Below are 16,945 nucleotides of genomic sequence, written 5' to 3'. Positions count from 1 at the left end.
TGACTTCTTGTTGTTAATACAGGGAATTATGATGAATTTTCTTTTAAGATGTAACTTGTTAGTACTTCTGTTATTTGTAAGCTTTTTTAGCTTCTCAAAGCAGCCCCAAATCCCCGTGGAGTACTTCAGTAAAAATAAAGAGTTTAATCACGCTACTATTTCTCCAGGCGGCGAGTATTTAGCGGTTATAAATAAAGTTGCAGGTAAAAATGCGCTTGTTATTTTTGATACTGAAAACTTTAAAATGCTTCATGCAGTTGCCTTTGAAGGAAATGCTCAAGTTGGTGATTATCATTGGGTTAATAATGAACGAGTTGTTGTCACTAAAGAGTATTTAAAAGGGTGGCAAGACCACCCTGAATATCATGGTGAGATATTTGGCGTAAATGCTAATGGGGCTAGAGGTAAGTATCTAATTGGTTACCATGGTGAAATGCAAACAGGTACACGCCTTAAAAGGCAGACTCCTTTATACGGAACTTCATTTGTATTAGATCCCTTAGTTACTAACAAAAGAAAAATGTTAGTAGTTACCTATCCTTGGACCTCGAGTAATGAGCCGCATACTATTGTCTATGAAGTAGATGTATATACGGGCAAAAGGAAGCAAGTTACTTTGTCTCCATCACGTATGGCTGAATTTTTAACTGACCACGATGGTAATGTTCGTGTTTCAGTATCTACAGATAATTATATAGATGCAAAAATACATACTAAGGCAAAAGATGGCGGTGACTGGGAGAAATTAAATTTAAGAGAGGTTAGTTATGGCGATATTAGACTAAAAGCTTTTGATAAGTCTGGTGACAACATTTATATGACTGCTTCTGTTGGTGGCGAAGCTGAAGGGTTATATAAACTAAATTTAAATACTAAGGAAATTGAATTAGTTCATCAAGAACAATATATATCTCCAAAAAGAGTATGGGTTGATGAAGCTTCAAAAGAATTATTTGCAATAGAAAGTGAGTTAGGTTATCCAAACTATGCTTTTATAGATAAAGACTCTCATAAAAGTGTTCGTTTAAAGTCTTTGATAGAAGCATTGCAGGGCGACCAAGTGCAGTTAGTCAGTAGCACCTCTAATGGCGATATTAATGTTATTTACGCATCAAGTGATACCAACCCTGGTAAATATTACTTATACGATGGGGTACAAAATAAGCTAAGAATATTATTTTCAGCGCGTGGCTGGCTGAACGAAAATGAGCTTTCAAAGACAAAACCTATTCAATATAAAACTCGGGATGGTTTAACTATTTATGGGTATTTAACTGTTCCTAATGGTCTTGAAGATAAAAACTTACCTCTAGTTGTAATGCCTCATGGCGGTCCACATGGCCCTCGTGATTATTGGGGTTATGATTCTGAGGTACAGTTATTAGCAAGTAGGGGAATGGCTGTACTAAGAGTTAATTTTAGAGGTTCAGGTGGGTTTGGTCGAAACTTCGAAGAAGCAGGTTACCAAAAGTGGGGTTCTGATATTCAGTTTGATATTATTGATGGTGTTAAGTTTTTAATTTCTAATGGAACGGTAAACAAAAACAACATTTGTATAATGGGATCAAGCTTTGGTGCTTATTCAGCTTTGCAGAGCGCCATTTTAGAGCCAGACATGTTTAAGTGTGCAATTGGAACAGTTGGTATTTATGACCTACCGCTAATGTTTGAAGAAGGTGATATTTCAGGGCGTAGTACAGGACAAAACTATCTTGAAAACGTTTTAGGCACTGATGAAACGCTTTTGAAGGCATTTTCACCTAGCTATAATATAGATAAGCTTAAAGCAGCTGTGTTCATAGTTCACGCAGGTGAAGATGCACGAGCCCCTATTGAACAAGCCGAATCATTAATTGCTGCATTGAAAAAAGCTAACCATCCTTATAAGTACGTGTTATTGGAGGATGAGGGCCATGGTTTTTACAAAGAAGAACACAGAACTGCTTACTACAAACAAGTAATTAATTTTTTAGATAAACATTTAGAGTTATAAAATATTAAAGCAGCAAGTAACATACTTGCTGCTTTATTCACAGCTAGCTATTTTACAAAGAGATTCCAATTCAAATTGTGCTTTAGTATTTTTTTGCTCAATGGCCTTTTTATACCAATAAATAGCTTGCTGTTGATCCTGATCTATTCCCTGACCATCACGATACATTTGCGCTAAATTTAATTGCCCCCATTGAGAGCCCGATTCAGCAGCTTGTTTAAAGCTATTAAATGCTTCAACAAACAAACCATCTTTAAAATAAATAATGCCTTGTTGATTGTTTTTATCGAGCTTTAAGCCTTTATATAGTGGCTTAGGTTTGGGAGGATGCATCACAAACCCACCATAAAGGATGTTGGCATAAGGGCGCAGTACGTCGTAAATAGCTTCGTCTTTATACAAACGCTTTACTTCATCACGAGGGAGGGTGATCGTTTTAGTGGAAAAGTAATTGTCTTGAATTAGCTGGCTAGTACGCATTGCCAAAGTAATACTATTATTACGTTTATAGCTGTAGTTGCTTATCTGAAAGGTAATAAATTGTTCGTCAAAATTTAAAACTTGAGCAATTCTTAAATTGGTTAGGGTCCAAGGCTCGTGTGTAAATTTGTCGGCGTGTACTAAGTAGGTATCATATATTTTAGGCGTATTTAAATAGTTTTTCTTTTGAGTCTCGCTATTAAGGTGCTGTTGATAAACAAATAAAACAATCCAAAGTAATAAAAATACACCAATAAAGTATTTAGGTAGGCTTAGTTTTTCTATTAACGGTAGTTGCGATATTTTAACCGGTTCGCTTTTTCCGCATTGATAGCACTCGCGTTTATAGCTTAATTTTAAGGCAAGCATAGGTAAAATGCTAAATCGTAAATAGCGGCTTTTATTTACTAAATGGTAGGCGTCGCTTTGACAATGAGGGCAGCGTGTTGTTTGTGCAAAATGTGGAAATGATTCACTCGTGTTGAAAAGTAACATAAAGCACGCTCCTTGTTTAATTACCTAAAGGTAAAACAAGAAGCGTGTTAGTTAAAGCTACAAACTGTAAGTAAGTATGTCTGTTATTACTTATTTTGAGCTTTAGGCTTAATTGTTGTTTTTGCATCGGCAGCCATTAGAGCAAATACAGCATATGCAGCGGTATTTTGACGAAGCTTAGCAGGTGTTACTTTATCAAGCGTATCGTCAGCTGTATGGTGGTAATCAAAGTAATCTGTTCCATCTTGAGCAAGTTCAAAAATAGGTGCTGAGGTTGCTGCTTTAAGTGGAATTAGATCAGGGCCACCATTCGCTTGGTTTTTACCAATATGCTCAATATTTAACGGCGAAAGTTCTTCTGCAATAGCACGCACTACAGGAAGTGACTCTGCGCTTACGTTCGATTCAAAAGCATATACAACATCAGCGCCAAAATCAGACTCAGCTGCTGCAACAATATTGCTTAGCTCGTTTTTATGCTTTGCAAAATAGGCTTTTGCACCCCAAAGGCCTAGCTCTTCGGCTGCAAAAAGTACCACACGAATACTTCGCTTAGGACGCTTTACATCGCTAATATGTTTAGCGGCTGCCATTGTTAGTGCAACGCCTGCGCCGTCATCTAGTGCGCCAGTCCCTAAGTCCCAAGAATCTAAATGCCCGCCAATTAATACATACTGCTCAGGGTTTTCGGTACCATTAAATTGGCCAATAACGTTATAACCAGTGCCTTCACCAAGGCTTTCGGTTTGCACATTAATATTTACCGATACGTCTTTATCTAAAGCAATGAGTCGTGCTATTTGATCGGCATCTGGGTTAGCAATGGTTACATTAGGTATTTTTGTAACACCTTCTTTGTAGTAACTACCGCCAGTGTGTGCAAAACGATGATAACCAGTACTTACCGAGCGCATCATGTAGGCAACAGCGCCTTTTTTAGACGCCTCTATAGCGCCTGTGCCACGTGCTTTTACTGCAGGTCCGTAACCATTCCCGTCTATATCGCGGTTCATGCGGTAATTAATATAAGCAATTTTACCTTTTAGGCTGTTTGCAGGTGCTGCAATTAACTCATCAAGTGTTTCGAACAAGACTACTGATGCTGTGATCCCACCTTTAGGCGTGCTTATACTGTTACCTAATGCAGTTAAATGTAGAGGTTGCTCGCTTGGTGTTAGTATTTTTCCGCTTTCGCTATAACGGCGCCATTCAGGAAAAGTCGCTTCTTCAAGCCATACTTTATCAAAACCAAGCTCATTAAATTTAGCTTTAGCCCATGCCACTGCTTTTTTATCATTTTCAGTACCAGGTAAGCGAGGGCCAACCTCAGTTGTTAATGACTCTAGTAATTTATAGCTTAGATCACTATTTAGTGCAGAGGTGCGCACTTCATTGACTTGTTGTAATTGCTTTTGGGTAAATTCGGCGTTGTTAGCGTTTGCAGCCATACTGCTAGTAAGCAGCAGTGCGGTAATTAATTTTTTCATTTGGGTAAGCCTTTTTAATAATTAGCGCTATTAGAACATGTAACAAACATGATAAAAAATAGATGAGATGAATAGGCTTTGTAATAGGTTTAATGCTGTTAGGTATAAACGTTTAGATATAAAAAAGCCCGCGTAAATGTACGCGGGCTATCTTTTAACACTGTTATTTAAGGCATTTATTTAAAAGCTAAATTGCGCTGCTAAACGAAGATTTGTGCCCTCGCCAATAGTTACATTACTCGTGCCGCCACCACCTAAATAGCTTTTATCAAATAAGTTTTCGATGTTAAGACGTAAATTAATATCGGTATTGCTTAAGTTAAACTTATAAGTGGCGCCAACATCAACACGTGTATATGCATCTTTAGTAATTGTATTATCGCTATCTGCAAAGCGCTCGCCTTCGTAAAAAGCGCCAGCGTTAATGGCAATGGCGTCGTTTAATTCATAACGAGTCCAAAGTGATGCCGACCATTTTGGTGCATCGGTAGGGCGTTTACCTTCCAATACTTCATCGCGTTCAAAGTTAGCATCTAGATACATAGTTGATGCCATAACAAATAAGCGGTCGGTAGCAGCACCTTGTGCGCTTACTTCAACACCTTTATGGCGTTGTTCACCCACTTGGTTTGTTTCACTTGTGAATGAGCCAATAGGCGTCTCAAGCTGTTCGCTAACAAGTGTGCCTTCTTTACTAATATCAAAAATTGCACCTGTAAGCAGTAAACGGTCATCAAATAATTGCCATTTAATACCAATCTCTCTTTGCTCTGAGGTAATGGCATCTAGCTTCATGCCATTATTTACATCGGTTTCATCAATCAGAGTTTCACTACCTTGAGGCTCAAAACCTTCTGAGTAACTTGCATATATAGTTGCCGAAGTATTTGGATGATAAAGCACACCTACCTTTGGTACAAATGACTCGTTATCTGCACCTTCTCGAGTTTGCTTATCGTAACGGCCACCTAGCGATAATTGCCATTGTGGTGAGAACGAAATTAAGTCCTGAACGTAAATACCGTAATAGTCGTATTCAGTTTCGCTTACTGTATCATCTGTTTTATAACTTACAGATGGGCGTGATGGTTCTGCCTGTCCTGCAGAAAAATCAAAGTAGTCAGCAGAAGTACGGCGTTGCCCGTAGTAGTAATCTAGCGAGTTTGCGCCAATTAAAAACTGATGCTGTAAGCTACCTGTTTTAAATTCACCAATAAAATCAATAAATGCAGTTTTAAATTGCCAATCGTCAAAACGGTCGTAAGGACGAGATTCATAGCTGTCACCTTCAGCAAAGCTACTAGGCATGCGAGGTGCTGACTCAAAGCGTTGACGTTCAAACGTTTGTTCGTTATAGCCAAGTTTTACTTGCCAGTTATCGGTTAAAAATACTTCTAGGTCTACACCTAGGTTTTCTACGGTAATATCGGTAAACGCCCAAGACATATCACGGATTGTTTTATCGCTACCAATTACATTAGCATTATCGTCTATCCATGCGCCAGTATCTAAACCTGCTTCGTCATCTGTGCGGTCGTAATGCACACGTACTAATGCGTTATCGCTAATATCGTAATCTACAATTAAAGCACCTAAAAAGCGGTCGCGTTCACGATTTTCACCGTTTTGGTACTCACGCCAGTAGTCAACGTCTTGCTTTACTAAAATCCCGCGAGCACGTAAATCTTCCGATTCAGTCAAGGCACCTGCAGCATCAACCATAAAGCGGGTTGAGCCATGCTGATCTACATCGGCACTGGCATTAAATAGTGTTTGTGCTGTAGGTTTTTTAGTTACCATGTTAACCAAGCCACCCGGGCCTGACTGACCATATAAAATACTTGATGGGCCTTTAATTACTTCAACTTGCTGCAAAATTTCGATTGGTTGCTGATAGTGCGACCAATGCTGATGACCGTCGCGTAAATAACCTGTCGATGAGCTCAGCTCAAAGCCGCGTAAGTTAAATACCTCACGATTTCGTTGTTGTGAGCCTGCAGTTAAGCTTGCGTCATTTGTGAGTACTTCGCCAAGTGTAGTGGCAAGCTGTTCGCTAATAATAGTGTCGGTTATTACAGTGACAGATTGTGCAGTTTCAAGTAATGAAGCTGATGTTCTCATTGCGCCATTAGCGTTATCTACTTTGTAATCGTTAAAGTAGCTACCCTTTACTTCTATGCGTTCAAGGTCGGTAGTGTTTGCATATGTGCTTGTCGTAATGCTTGCTAATAGAGCTATGTAAATAGAATTCAGTTTCATTAATTGCTTCCAGCGCAGGTATGTAAAAAACAATCGTGATCTTAATGCAAACTACTATCATTTTCAACACCTTTCATTAACATGTTTTATAATGTGTTTGTTAATGGTTGCCAATTACGAATTCTGCTATTATAAGCTGCATATTAGTGGGGCTTTCTCCCATGTTATTTTATTGCTATGGAACTTACTGTGACTTCAACTGCTTTTTCATCTTTGGCTTTACCGGCTGGACTCGTTGATAACTTATCAACCCTTGGCTATGCCCACATGACACCTGTACAAGCGCAAAGTTTGCCGCCTGTACTTGCTGGTAAAGACATCATTGCTCAGGCAAAAACCGGTTCAGGTAAAACTGCTGCGTTTAGCTTGGGTGTGTTAGCTAAATTAAACGTAAAACGCTTTCGTATTCAATCTTTAGTCTTGTGTCCTACTCGCGAACTTGCCGAGCAGGTTGCGGTAGAAATGCGTAAATTAGCGCGCGGCATTCATAACATTAAAATATTGACGTTATGTGGTGGTGTTTCAATTGGCCCGCAAATAGGTTCACTTGAACATGGTGCGCATATTATTGTTGGCACACCTGGGCGTGTTGATGACCATATTCGTAAAGGTACTCTACGCTTAGATGATGTGGAAACATTGGTGCTTGATGAAGCCGATCAAATGCTTGATATGGGTTTTCAAGACACACTTGATGCAATTATTGAGCGTATTCCACAAAATCGTCAAACATTGTTATTTAGTGCTACATTCCCAAGAGCCATTGAAGCAATTGCTAAGCGTGTACTTAAAAACCCAGAAATGGTTAAAGTAGAAGAAGAGCAAGCCAAAAGCACAATTAAGCAGTACTTCTACAAAATGGATAACAATAAGCAGCGCTATCCAACGCTTAAGTTATTACTTCTTAAATTTACACCACAAAGCTGTGTTGTATTTTGTAATACCAAAGTAGAAACTCAACAAGTGTGTGATGATTTAGCTGACGAAGGCTTCAGCGCTGTTGCATTGCACGGTGATTTAGAGCAACGCGATCGTGAACGTACGCTAATTCACTTTTCAAATAAAAGCGCTTCAATACTTGTTGCAACCGATGTTGCTGCACGAGGTTTAGATATTGATGACATGGATATGGTTATTAACTACCATTTAGCGCATGACACGCAAACACATGTTCACCGTGTTGGCCGAACTGGACGTGCTGGTAAAAAGGGCATTGCTTGTTCTATTTACGGTGAAGCTGAAGCGTTTAAAATTGCACAAATTGGCGATCATTACGAGCGTGATATTACTCCAGAACAAATGCCGCCGTTTAATTTATTAGATAAACCGCCGTACCGCCCTGAAATGGTTACTTTGATGATTGATTCAGGTAAAAAGCAAAAAGTACGTGCAGGCGATATTCTTGGTGCTCTAACAGGTAAGGATGGGGTTGCAGGTCGTCAAGTAGGTAAAATTAACGTACTTGATAACGTAGCATTTGTTGCTGTTGAACGTAACTCATCAAAACCAGCACTTCGCAAACTAACCGAAGGCAACATTAAAGGGCGTAAAATACGCGCTCGTCGCCTTACTCGTTAATTTAAACCGCTAAATTTACAAATTAGCGAGCAGCTACCTTTAGCTGCTCGTATTGTAATTTTATTTTTTTAAACTTAACTTCACAACCATTTGGTTTATCTGGGTGCATCTGTAATGCAAGTTGTCTCCAGCGCTTTTGAATGTTTTTAAGAGTGAAATTTTCGGGTAACTTCCATTCTAAAGCCAACGCTTTAAATTCATTGTCATTTAATACTTGTTGTGGTGATGTCGTTTTAAACTGACGCCAAAAACTATTCAAAAGCTCATCAATTTTCTCTTCATCGGTATCGTAATTACGCCAATCTAAATAATAATCTCGCAAATTTTCGTTCGTTGTTACTAAACTATTATCTTCTTTTTCTAAAAGCTCGATATGCAGAGTTGAAATGAGTAAACTTTGAGGGCGTAATTGTGCCTGCAGTTGGTACAATGCATTCATAATTAAAAAGTTACGTTTAAATAAATCACGTTCAGGGCTTTTATCGAGTGTTGTTATTGCGCTGCGGTTTGTCAGTTCTGCTGCTAAAGTATGAACTTGCCAAACCTGCCTTGTTAATATCAGCTCAAAAATCTCATCAATCAGTGGGTTAAGCATTGTTTAGGCCCTAGTAGTTAGTGTATCTTCAATAAAGATTACACTGATATAAGTAACGGTTTGAAGGATTAAAATTATGCTGGGCAAGTTTAAATGCCTCTTATTTACTATATGCTGTGTACTAATAGCTCCTAGCTATGCCCAAAATAGTGATTCGTTATTTGAGCAATTCAAAAACGAAGTGCAGTGGGAGCCTAAATTACAATTAGCAAATACGTTACTTGCTAATAAAAACGTTTCTAAAAAAGAGCGTGTCGCTGTTTATTCGGCATTAGGTAATAGTGCGTTATCGGCTGATAATTTTAAAGAATCTTTACACTATTTTAAATTATTAGAAAAAAACACTTCAGATACTTTCTTTCCTGACGAGCACTTTCGTGCAATAAAAATGCAAGGTGTAGCACTTTTTTATCAAGGCTTATTTCAAAAGGCCATAAGTGAATATACCCGCACCCTAGTATTAGCTGAAAAAAATGAACAACTACTTGAACAAGCAAATTTACTAAATAATATTGGTTTGGCTTATTTTAATATGAATAAGCTAGGCGATACCCTAGAGTTTTACTTAAAGGCAAAAGCTATTTACGAAGCGCACGGTAGTGAGCAAGATCAAACCGACATATTACTTAATATAGCAGGCGTTTATATACGCTTATCACGCTACGATAGTGCATTTAGTCTTTATCAAGATGTACTTAAAGTTTATCAGCGGTTAGATGATAAAAGCGGTATTGCGCAGGTATACAACAATATGGGTGTTGCTCATATGGAGAGTAATCAATTTGACTTAGCACTTCATTATTACCAGCTAGCGCTGCGTTATTATATTTCAGCCAATGATTACAATAAGTTATCTACGCAATATACTAACTTGGCAAATACTAATTTAGTGTTAAAAAAAGTAGATGAAGCGTACGAGCAAGCTAAATTAGGTGAGTACTATGCGCTTAAAATAGGTAACCATAATTTAGAGCTTAATGCGCTACATGCGCTTGGTAAAATTCAGTTTGTTAAAGGCAACTTAGAAGAGGCGAAAATAAGTTTAGATAGAGCTATTTCACTTGCTCACGAATATGGCAGTGAGCGAATAATTAGGGAGGGTTTAGGGACTAAAGCACTACTTGAAGCCAGTAAAGGCGATTATTCAAGCGCAATGGCCTTGCAACAAGAATATATTAGTGAGCTACGAAAGCTCAGAAGTACAGCAATTATAAATGCACTAGCGGTACTTCAGCATCAATTTAAAGCAACACAATTAAACCAAGAAATAGAAAAACTTAAACAAGATCGACGTGTGCAAGAGCTAAAAATGTCGCAGCGTTCTCAGCTTACTTTATTCTCTTTTTTACTATTACTTTTGGTTGTTGTAACTGGTATTGCGCTTTACCGCCGTGGCGCAGAAAAACGCGCTAAGCAGCAGTTAACAGAGCAAGTTACGCAGCGCACTGCAGAGTTACAGGCAATAGCACAGGAGCTAAGAGAAGCTAACGATGTTAAAAGCCAGTTTTTGGCCAATATTAGCCACGAAATCCGCACTCCACTAACGGCTATTTTAGGGCAAACAGATGCTTTAATTAATGAATTATATGAGCCTGAGTCACTTAAAGATGAATTAAGAGTAATTCAGCGCCATAGCGACCATTTAAAAAGCTTAATAAACGACGTGCTCGATTTAAGTAAAATTGAAGCTAATAGGTTAGAGTTAAATATTTCGTGCTTTGATATTGTAGAGCTTGTAAATGACGTACATGCAATGTTTATCACTCAAGCAAAAGCAAAAAATTTACGCCTCATTTTAGACAATCAAGTGGGTAATGAGTTTTACACTAAGCTGGATTTAATACGCGTAAAACAAATTCTTATAAATTTATGTGCTAATGCTATTAAGTTTACTCACGCTGGCCAAATCATTATTGCTTTAAATAAGAGTGAACAAGGGCTAGTGATTATTGTAAAAGATACCGGTATTGGTATGAGCTCTAAACAGTTAAAGCTTATTTTTGAATGCTTTAGCCAAGCTGATAACAGTATTAGCCGTCGCTTTGGGGGGACAGGGTTAGGCCTTAGCTTATCGCAACAATTAGCCGCGATGATGGGCGGTTATATCAGTGTACAAAGCGAATACAAAAAGGGCAGTCAGTTTTCGTTCTTTTTACCGTGCGCAGAAGTAAATAAATCGCAAAGCCTGATTGAAACTCAAAGTGCTCCAAAGGTAAATAAGCAATTGGCAGGGCGTGTTGTACTAGCAGAAGATCACCCTGATAATCGAAGGTTAATAAGCCGCTATTTACGTTCAATGGGGCTCGAGGTTATTGCCGTTGAAAACGGTGAGCAAGCGGTAGAGCAGTGCTTAAAAGAGTATCCTGATTTAGTGCTACTCGATATTCAAATGCCTGTGATGGATGGGCGTTCTGCTTTTCAGCTATTAAAACAGTGTGGTTTTGAGCGGCCTATTTTTGCTTTAACTGCAAATGCTATGAGTCATGAAGTGGATGGCTATTTAGAGTTAGGGTTTAGTGGTTACTTAGGTAAACCGATAGATAAAGAGTCATTTTATAAAGCGCTTTCCAGCCACCTACATAATGCAGAAGATCAGCCAACTACAAAGCAAAATGAAGTTGATATGAGCGATCTTGTCATTAGTTTTAAGCAAAGCTTTGCTTTGGAGAGTGAAACGATTACTCAGCATTTTATAAGTGAAGATTTAGCCGCGCTACAAAAAGATAGTCATCGCATTTTAGGAGCGGCGCAAATGTTTGGTTTAGATGAAATTGCGCAATCGGCTCAAAGTTTAGATAGAGCCCTTTTACGCAGGACCCAAAAAAGTAGTGCGAATGACTTTAAAGCGCTCGTTGATACGCTGCAAAGTGTACTTAAAAAGTATAACGAAAGTTAAACTGTGTTTAATCCAGACATAAAAAAAGCGCCTTAGGCGCTTTTTTTATTCAGCTAAAACGCTTTATTGGCGTCTCATCGAATCAAAAAATTCATCATTGGTTTTGCTCATCGATAGTTTATCGATTAAGAATTCCATTGCATCAATTTCTGACATGTCATGAACAATTTTACGTAAAATCCAAAGCTTTTGAAGCTCATCTGGTTTTGTTAGTAATTCTTCACGACGAGTGCCTGAGCGATTAAAGTCGATAGCAGGGAATACACGTCTTTCCGCAATTTTACGGTTAAGGTGAAGTTCCATGTTACCAGTACCTTTAAACTCTTCGTAGATAACTTCATCCATTTTAGAGCCAGTGTCGATAAGCGCTGTAGCTATGATTGTTAAGCTACCACCTTCCTCAACGTTACGTGCAGCACCAAAGAAGCGCTTAGGTTTATGTAATGCGTTAGCGTCAACACCACCAGTAAGTACTTTACCTGATGAAGGAATAACGGTGTTATAAGCACGTGCTAAACGAGTGATTGAATCCAATAAGATAACAACATCTTTTTTATGTTCAACTAAACGTTTTGCTTTTTCGATAACCATTTCGGCAACTTGTACGTGACGAGAAGCTGGCTCATCGAACGTTGATGCAATAACTTCACCTTTTACTAGGCGTTGCATCTCTGTTACTTCTTCCGGACGTTCATCAATAAGTAAAACCATTAATGTTACATCAGGATGATTATGCGTAATTGATTGTGCAATGTTTTGAAGTAGCATTGTTTTACCCGCTTTAGGCGGAGCTACTAACAAGCCACGTTGGCCGCGACCAATTGGAGATGCTAAATCAAGTACACGGGCTGTAATATCTTCTTTACTGCCGTTACCACGTTCCATGCGAAAACGTTCGTTTGCATGTAGTGGAGTAAGGTTTTCAAAAAGAATTTTAGTTCGAGAGTTTTCAGGTTTATCAAAGTTAACTTCATTTACTTTGAGTAAAGCAAAGTAACGTTCACCGTCTTTAGGTGGACGAATAAGGCCTGAAATTGAATCGCCAGTACGCATGCTGAAACGGCGAATTTGGCTAGGTGAAACATAAATGTCATCTGGCCCAGCTAAGTAAGAGGCTTCTGATGATCTTAAGAAGCCGAAACCATCTTGTAAAATCTCTAATACACCGCCGCCGAAGATATTCTCTCCGCCTTTGGCATGGGATTTAAGAATGGCAAAAATGATATCTTGCTTTCTTAAGCGGGCTACGTTTTCGAGCCCCATGGACTCAGCTAAGTCTACAAGCTCTTTAATCGACTTGTCTTTTAATTCGCGTAAATGCATATTGGTGGGTTCTTTATTACAGTTGTCATACTCAAAATCGCTTTGATCGTTGAGTGAGGTTTGTTGAATATAACTAAGGATTAGTTGGCTTTATAAACTAGCAGTTCACTGGCAAAGCGTCCAGTCTTTATACAAAATAAATTTAAAAAAGGGCAAAAAAGCCCTTTTTATTGTTCTAGCTTACCGTTAGATGTTGTTTTCTAAAAACTCGATAAGTTGAGTTTTTGAAAGAGCACCTACTTTCGTTGCAGCTACTTGGCCATCTTTAAAAAGAAGTAAAGTAGGGATACCACGAATACCAAACTTTGGCGGTGTGCCAGCATTTTGGTCAATATTTAATTTAGCAACAGTCACACGGCTGTCGTATTCATCAGCAACTTCGTGAAGAATAGGGGCGATCATTTTACAAGGTCCACACCATTCAGCCCAGAAATCTACTAGTACTGGTTTGTCTGATTGTAATACGTCAGCTTCAAAGCTATCGTCAGTAATTTGGATTATTTTCTCGCTCATTGCGCTCTCCGATTTAGTTAGGCGAAATATTTAGTGCGTATTTAAACACTCTTGTTTCTTATTGCAAGTTTAAACGTTATGCTTAAACGCTATGACTAAGACACATTTAACCGATAAAAAGTTTTCAGACTTTGCTATCGCACCGGAAGTGGTTGCCGGTTTAACCGAGAATGGGTTTGAATATTGCACACCTATTCAAGCAAAATGCCTACCTTTTATTTGTGATGGACGCGATATCGCGGGCCAAGCTCAAACGGGTACAGGCAAAACGTTGGCGTTTTTAACCGCCACGTGCCATCGGTTATTACAATCTAGCAAAGCACCTAGTAAACATCCAAGAGCCCTGATCATGGCCCCTACTCGGGAGCTTGCGATTCAGATACACAAAGATGCTAAAATTTTAGCGCCGCACTGTAATCTTAACTTAGGTTTAGTATATGGTGGCGAAGATTACGAAAAACAACGTGCACAACTAGAAAAAGGCGTTGATATTTTAATTGGTACTACAGGTCGCCTAATTGATCTGTATAAGCAAGGCTGTTACACCCTTAATGAAATTGAGGTAGTCGTGCTGGACGAAGCCGATCGTATGTTCGATTTAGGTTTTATCAAAGATATTCGCTATATGTTCGATCGTATGCCAGATACATCAAAGCGTTTAAACTTATTATTCTCTGCCACATTGTCGTACCGCGTACAAGAATTAGCTTTTGAGCACATGACAAACCCAGAGCATGTTCAAATTGAACCTGACGTTAAAACGGGTAAACGTATTCAAGAAGAGCTATTTCATCCTTCGCAAGAAGATAAAATTAAGCTGTTGTTAACCTTAATTGAAGAAGAATGGCCAGAGAAGGCAATCGTGTTTGCAAATACCAAGCATAGTTGTGAGACGGTTTATGCTTGGCTTAAATCAGACGGTCATCGTGTAGGTATGCTTACTGGTGATGTTAACCAGAAAAAACGCCAAACTATATTAGCGCAATTCAGTAAAGGTGATTTAGACTTTTTAGTTGCGACCGATGTTGCAGCGCGTGGTCTTCATATTCCAGAAGTAAGTCATGTGTTTAACTTTGATTTACCTGACGATTGTGAAGATTATGTTCACCGTATTGGCCGTACTGGCCGCGCTGGTGCATCAGGCCACGCAATTAGTTTTGCATGTGAGCAATATGCATACAACCTGCATGAAATTGAAGAATATATAGAGCATAGCATTCCTTTATCACATTATGATAAAACAGCATTGCTAGATGATTTAACTCAGCCTATTATTCAAAGAAAGCGCAACTATTCAACAGGTCCACGTAACCGTAGTAATAACAGCGGACGTCGCCCAAATAATAGTTACCAAAAAGGACGGTCGTAAGCGACCGTTTGTATAAGTAGTAGTAACTAGAGGTTTTTGAACGGTGGGGCAACTTAAACCGCAAAAAAATGTGTACGCAGTTATTGATTTGGGCTCAAATAGCTTTCATATGCTTATTGCCAAATCAATTGCTGGCGGTCTACAAACAATTGGACGTGTTAAACGCAAAGTCCGATTAGCCGCAGGGCTTGATAAAGGAAACGTATTAAGCACAGAAGCAATGCAGCGAGGCTGGGAATGCCTTGCCCTTTTTGCTGAGCGTCTACAAGATATCCCAGACAAAAACATCACCATAGTAGCAACAGCTACCTTACGCTTAGCAACTAACGCCGACGTATTTAAAAATCATGCCGAAAAAATTCTAGGTCATAACATTAATGTTATCAGCGGAGAATTAGAAGCGCGCACAATTTATAAAGGTGTTGCCCATACTTCATCTTGTACTGGCAAACAGCTTGTTATTGATATTGGTGGTGCAAGTACAGAAGTTGTAATTGGTAAAGCATTTGATGCCCTACATTACAAAAGCCTCAATATGGGGTGTGTTACCTATCTTGAACGCTATTTTAAAGATTGCCAACTAAGTAAGAGTAATTTTAACGCAGCAATAAAAGCGGCTCGTACAGTCATTGATGAAATTTCTCCAGAGTATAAAGCAGCTGGATGGGAAATTGCATCTGGAGCTTCTGGTACAGTACAAGCAATTCAAGAAATTATGGTCGCGCAAAATCTTGACGACTTACTTACACTTGAAAAGCTCAACACCATAAAAGATCAAGCAATTGCATTTAGCACTATTGCAGCGCTAGACCTTCCTGGGTTAAGTGAAGACCGTCGACTGGTATTTGTATCAGGACTTGCAATCTTAATCGCACTATTTGAATCTCTTGAAATAGAAAAAATGGGATTGGCGGGTGGAGCACTGCGTGAAGGTGTTTTATATAGCATGGTTCCGGAGTTTCATAATAACGACATTCGCAAACGCACAGTTGATGGGTTTATGAGCCGTTATCATGTTGATCAAAAACAAGCGTGTCGAGTTTCAAGCTTGGCAATGCAGTTAGCGCTGAGTATTGATAAAGATTGGCCAATTGAAAGCTTAAATGGGTTACCACTATTAAAAGCGGTAGCGCAGCTTCATGAGATTGGATTACTAATAGAGTATAAGCAGTACCATAAACATACCGCTTATATTTTGGAAAATACCGATATGCCTGGTTTTTCACAGTCAGAGCATAAATTAATAGTAGCGGTAGCAGATGCACATCGATCTGATTTTCCAAAAGGTTGTTTTAATTCACTCGGCGTAAATAGTCTATTAGCGCAATATATAGTGAGATTACTACGAATAGCAGTCATTTTATCAATGCGCAGACAAGATGATGTACTGCCTAAGTTTGAGTTAACTGCTAAAAATGAAGTGTTAGACCTTAAGTTTGAAAGTAACTGGTTAAAAGATCATCCATTAATGGCCAGTGAGCTGCAACAAGAGTCTAAACAGCAAGGAAAACTTGGCTGGAAGCTCATAGTAAACTAATTAAAAAGGCCCATCAGGGCCTTTTTAGTGTTTAAAGTAACCATTTCGATGTAAATATGTGCGAACAGCACATTATTTCAAGTTTTATTCAAAAAAGGGTTGATCTGTTTTCGGATCTCCCTATAATGCGACCCCACTGAGACGGGAAACGCCAACGCATAGCTAAGCACGAACTACTCAGTGTGTTAAGTAAAACTTAGATTGAATCTTTTTAGAAAGTTTAAATTTAAGTGTTGACAAAAAAATAGGAAAGCGTAATATGCGCAGCCCTAGCGAGATAAAGTTTAACTTTAACCGCAACGTTCTTTAACAATATAAAGCAATCATCTGTGTGGGCACTCGTACAGATTGAGTTCTAACAGCCAAGCTACTTCGTTCTTTATTGAGCAAGTAACGAGGCAAACAAATTAGAGTCTCAAT

The 16,945-nt window shown here is 38.8% G+C and carries 11 protein-coding genes; 5 read left to right on the top strand and 6 right to left on the bottom strand.

The window, feature by feature from the left end:
* Window positions 1–31: 31 nt before the first annotated feature.
* Window positions 32–1,993 (top strand): S9 family peptidase, encoded by a 1,962-nt coding sequence (locus tag H5116_RS17005; protein ID WP_024595165.1) that lies wholly within the window; start codon window positions 32–34, stop codon window positions 1,991–1,993.
* 33 nt (window positions 1,994–2,026) lie between these two features.
* Here H5116_RS17005 and H5116_RS17000 read toward each other — a convergent pair whose 3' ends face one another.
* The 3 genes from H5116_RS17000 to H5116_RS16990 all read right to left on the bottom strand — a co-directional run bounded on the left by H5116_RS17000 (window position 2,027) and on the right by H5116_RS16990 (window position 6,714).
* The gene (locus H5116_RS17000; protein WP_024595164.1) at window positions 2,027–2,968 is read right to left on the bottom strand and encodes a tetratricopeptide repeat protein; all 942 of its coding nucleotides are present in this window, start codon (window positions 2,966–2,968) and stop codon (window positions 2,027–2,029) included.
* Window positions 2,969–3,054: 86 nt separating this feature from the next.
* Window positions 3,055–4,455 carry a M20/M25/M40 family metallo-hydrolase gene (locus H5116_RS16995; protein WP_182716694.1) on the bottom strand — a complete coding sequence of 467 codons (1,401 nt, stop codon included), beginning with the start codon at window positions 4,453–4,455 and terminating at the stop codon, window positions 3,055–3,057.
* 180 nt (window positions 4,456–4,635) lie between these two features.
* Window positions 4,636–6,714 carry a TonB-dependent siderophore receptor gene (locus H5116_RS16990; protein WP_182696157.1) on the bottom strand — a complete coding sequence of 693 codons (2,079 nt, stop codon included), beginning with the start codon at window positions 6,712–6,714 and terminating at the stop codon, window positions 4,636–4,638.
* Between the two features lie 189 nt (window positions 6,715–6,903).
* Between H5116_RS16990 and dbpA the strand changes: the two genes are divergently transcribed.
* The gene (gene dbpA / locus H5116_RS16985) at window positions 6,904–8,292 is read left to right on the top strand and encodes an ATP-dependent RNA helicase DbpA (protein ID WP_002960948.1); all 1,389 of its coding nucleotides are present in this window, start codon (window positions 6,904–6,906) and stop codon (window positions 8,290–8,292) included.
* Between the two features lie 22 nt (window positions 8,293–8,314).
* Here the strand turns inward: dbpA and H5116_RS16980 are convergent, their stop codons facing one another.
* Complete coding sequence (locus H5116_RS16980; RefSeq protein ID WP_182716693.1) at window positions 8,315–8,887, bottom strand: DNA-J related domain-containing protein; 573 nt, start codon at window positions 8,885–8,887, stop codon at window positions 8,315–8,317.
* A 76-nt stretch (window positions 8,888–8,963) separates the two neighbouring features.
* On the opposite strand from H5116_RS16980, the gene H5116_RS16975 reads away from it, so the two are divergent.
* Window positions 8,964–11,783: an ATP-binding protein gene (locus tag H5116_RS16975; protein WP_182716692.1), complete on the top strand. Its 2,820-nt coding sequence runs from the start codon at window positions 8,964–8,966 to the stop codon at window positions 11,781–11,783.
* Between the two features lie 63 nt (window positions 11,784–11,846).
* On the opposite strand, the gene rho is transcribed toward H5116_RS16975, so the two are convergent.
* Both rho and trxA read right to left on the bottom strand, forming a co-directional pair.
* Window positions 11,847–13,106, bottom strand: coding sequence for a transcription termination factor Rho (rho, locus tag H5116_RS16970; protein ID WP_002960945.1), 1,260 nt, complete (start codon window positions 13,104–13,106; stop codon window positions 11,847–11,849).
* Between the two features lie 186 nt (window positions 13,107–13,292).
* Window positions 13,293–13,619: a thioredoxin TrxA gene (gene trxA / locus H5116_RS16965; RefSeq protein WP_002960942.1), complete on the bottom strand. Its 327-nt coding sequence runs from the start codon at window positions 13,617–13,619 to the stop codon at window positions 13,293–13,295.
* A gap of 91 nt (window positions 13,620–13,710) precedes the next feature.
* On the opposite strand from trxA, the gene rhlB reads away from it, so the two are divergent.
* Together rhlB and gppA are read left to right on the top strand one after the other, a co-directional pair.
* Window positions 13,711–14,988, top strand: coding sequence for an ATP-dependent RNA helicase RhlB (gene rhlB, locus H5116_RS16960; protein WP_002960940.1), 1,278 nt, complete (start codon window positions 13,711–13,713; stop codon window positions 14,986–14,988).
* A 43-nt stretch (window positions 14,989–15,031) separates the two neighbouring features.
* Window positions 15,032–16,525 carry a guanosine-5'-triphosphate,3'-diphosphate diphosphatase gene (gene gppA / locus H5116_RS16955; RefSeq protein ID WP_182716691.1) on the top strand — a complete coding sequence of 498 codons (1,494 nt, stop codon included), beginning with the start codon at window positions 15,032–15,034 and terminating at the stop codon, window positions 16,523–16,525.
* The last annotated feature ends 420 nt before the right edge of the window (window positions 16,526–16,945 follow it).

It is taken from the genome of Pseudoalteromonas sp. SG45-2 (assembly GCF_014164115.1).
GTDB classification, from domain to species: Bacteria; Pseudomonadota; Gammaproteobacteria; order Enterobacterales; family Alteromonadaceae; genus Pseudoalteromonas; species Pseudoalteromonas distincta.
This window is presented reverse-complemented; position numbering and strand designations above follow the sequence as displayed.

Bases quoted from the DNA above. Each gene is read 5' to 3' on its own strand.
- H5116_RS17005 (WP_024595165.1), top strand. From the start codon at position 32: ATGAATTTTCTTTTAAGATGTAACTTGTTAGTACTTCTGTTATTTGTA.
- H5116_RS17000 (WP_024595164.1), bottom strand. From the start codon at position 2,968: ATGTTACTTTTCAACACGAGTGAATCATTTCCACATTTTGCACAAACA.
- H5116_RS16995 (WP_182716694.1), bottom strand. From the start codon at position 4,455: ATGAAAAAATTAATTACCGCACTGCTGCTTACTAGCAGTATGGCTGCA.
- H5116_RS16990 (WP_182696157.1), bottom strand. From the start codon at position 6,714: ATGAAACTGAATTCTATTTACATAGCTCTATTAGCAAGCATTACGACA.
- H5116_RS16980 (WP_182716693.1), bottom strand. From the start codon at position 8,887: ATGCTTAACCCACTGATTGATGAGATTTTTGAGCTGATATTAACAAGG.
- H5116_RS16975 (WP_182716692.1), top strand. From the start codon at position 8,964: ATGCTGGGCAAGTTTAAATGCCTCTTATTTACTATATGCTGTGTACTA.
- rho (WP_002960945.1), bottom strand. From the start codon at position 13,106: ATGCATTTACGCGAATTAAAAGACAAGTCGATTAAAGAGCTTGTAGAC.
- trxA (WP_002960942.1), bottom strand. From the start codon at position 13,619: ATGAGCGAGAAAATAATCCAAATTACTGACGATAGCTTTGAAGCTGAC.
- rhlB (WP_002960940.1), top strand. From the start codon at position 13,711: ATGACTAAGACACATTTAACCGATAAAAAGTTTTCAGACTTTGCTATC.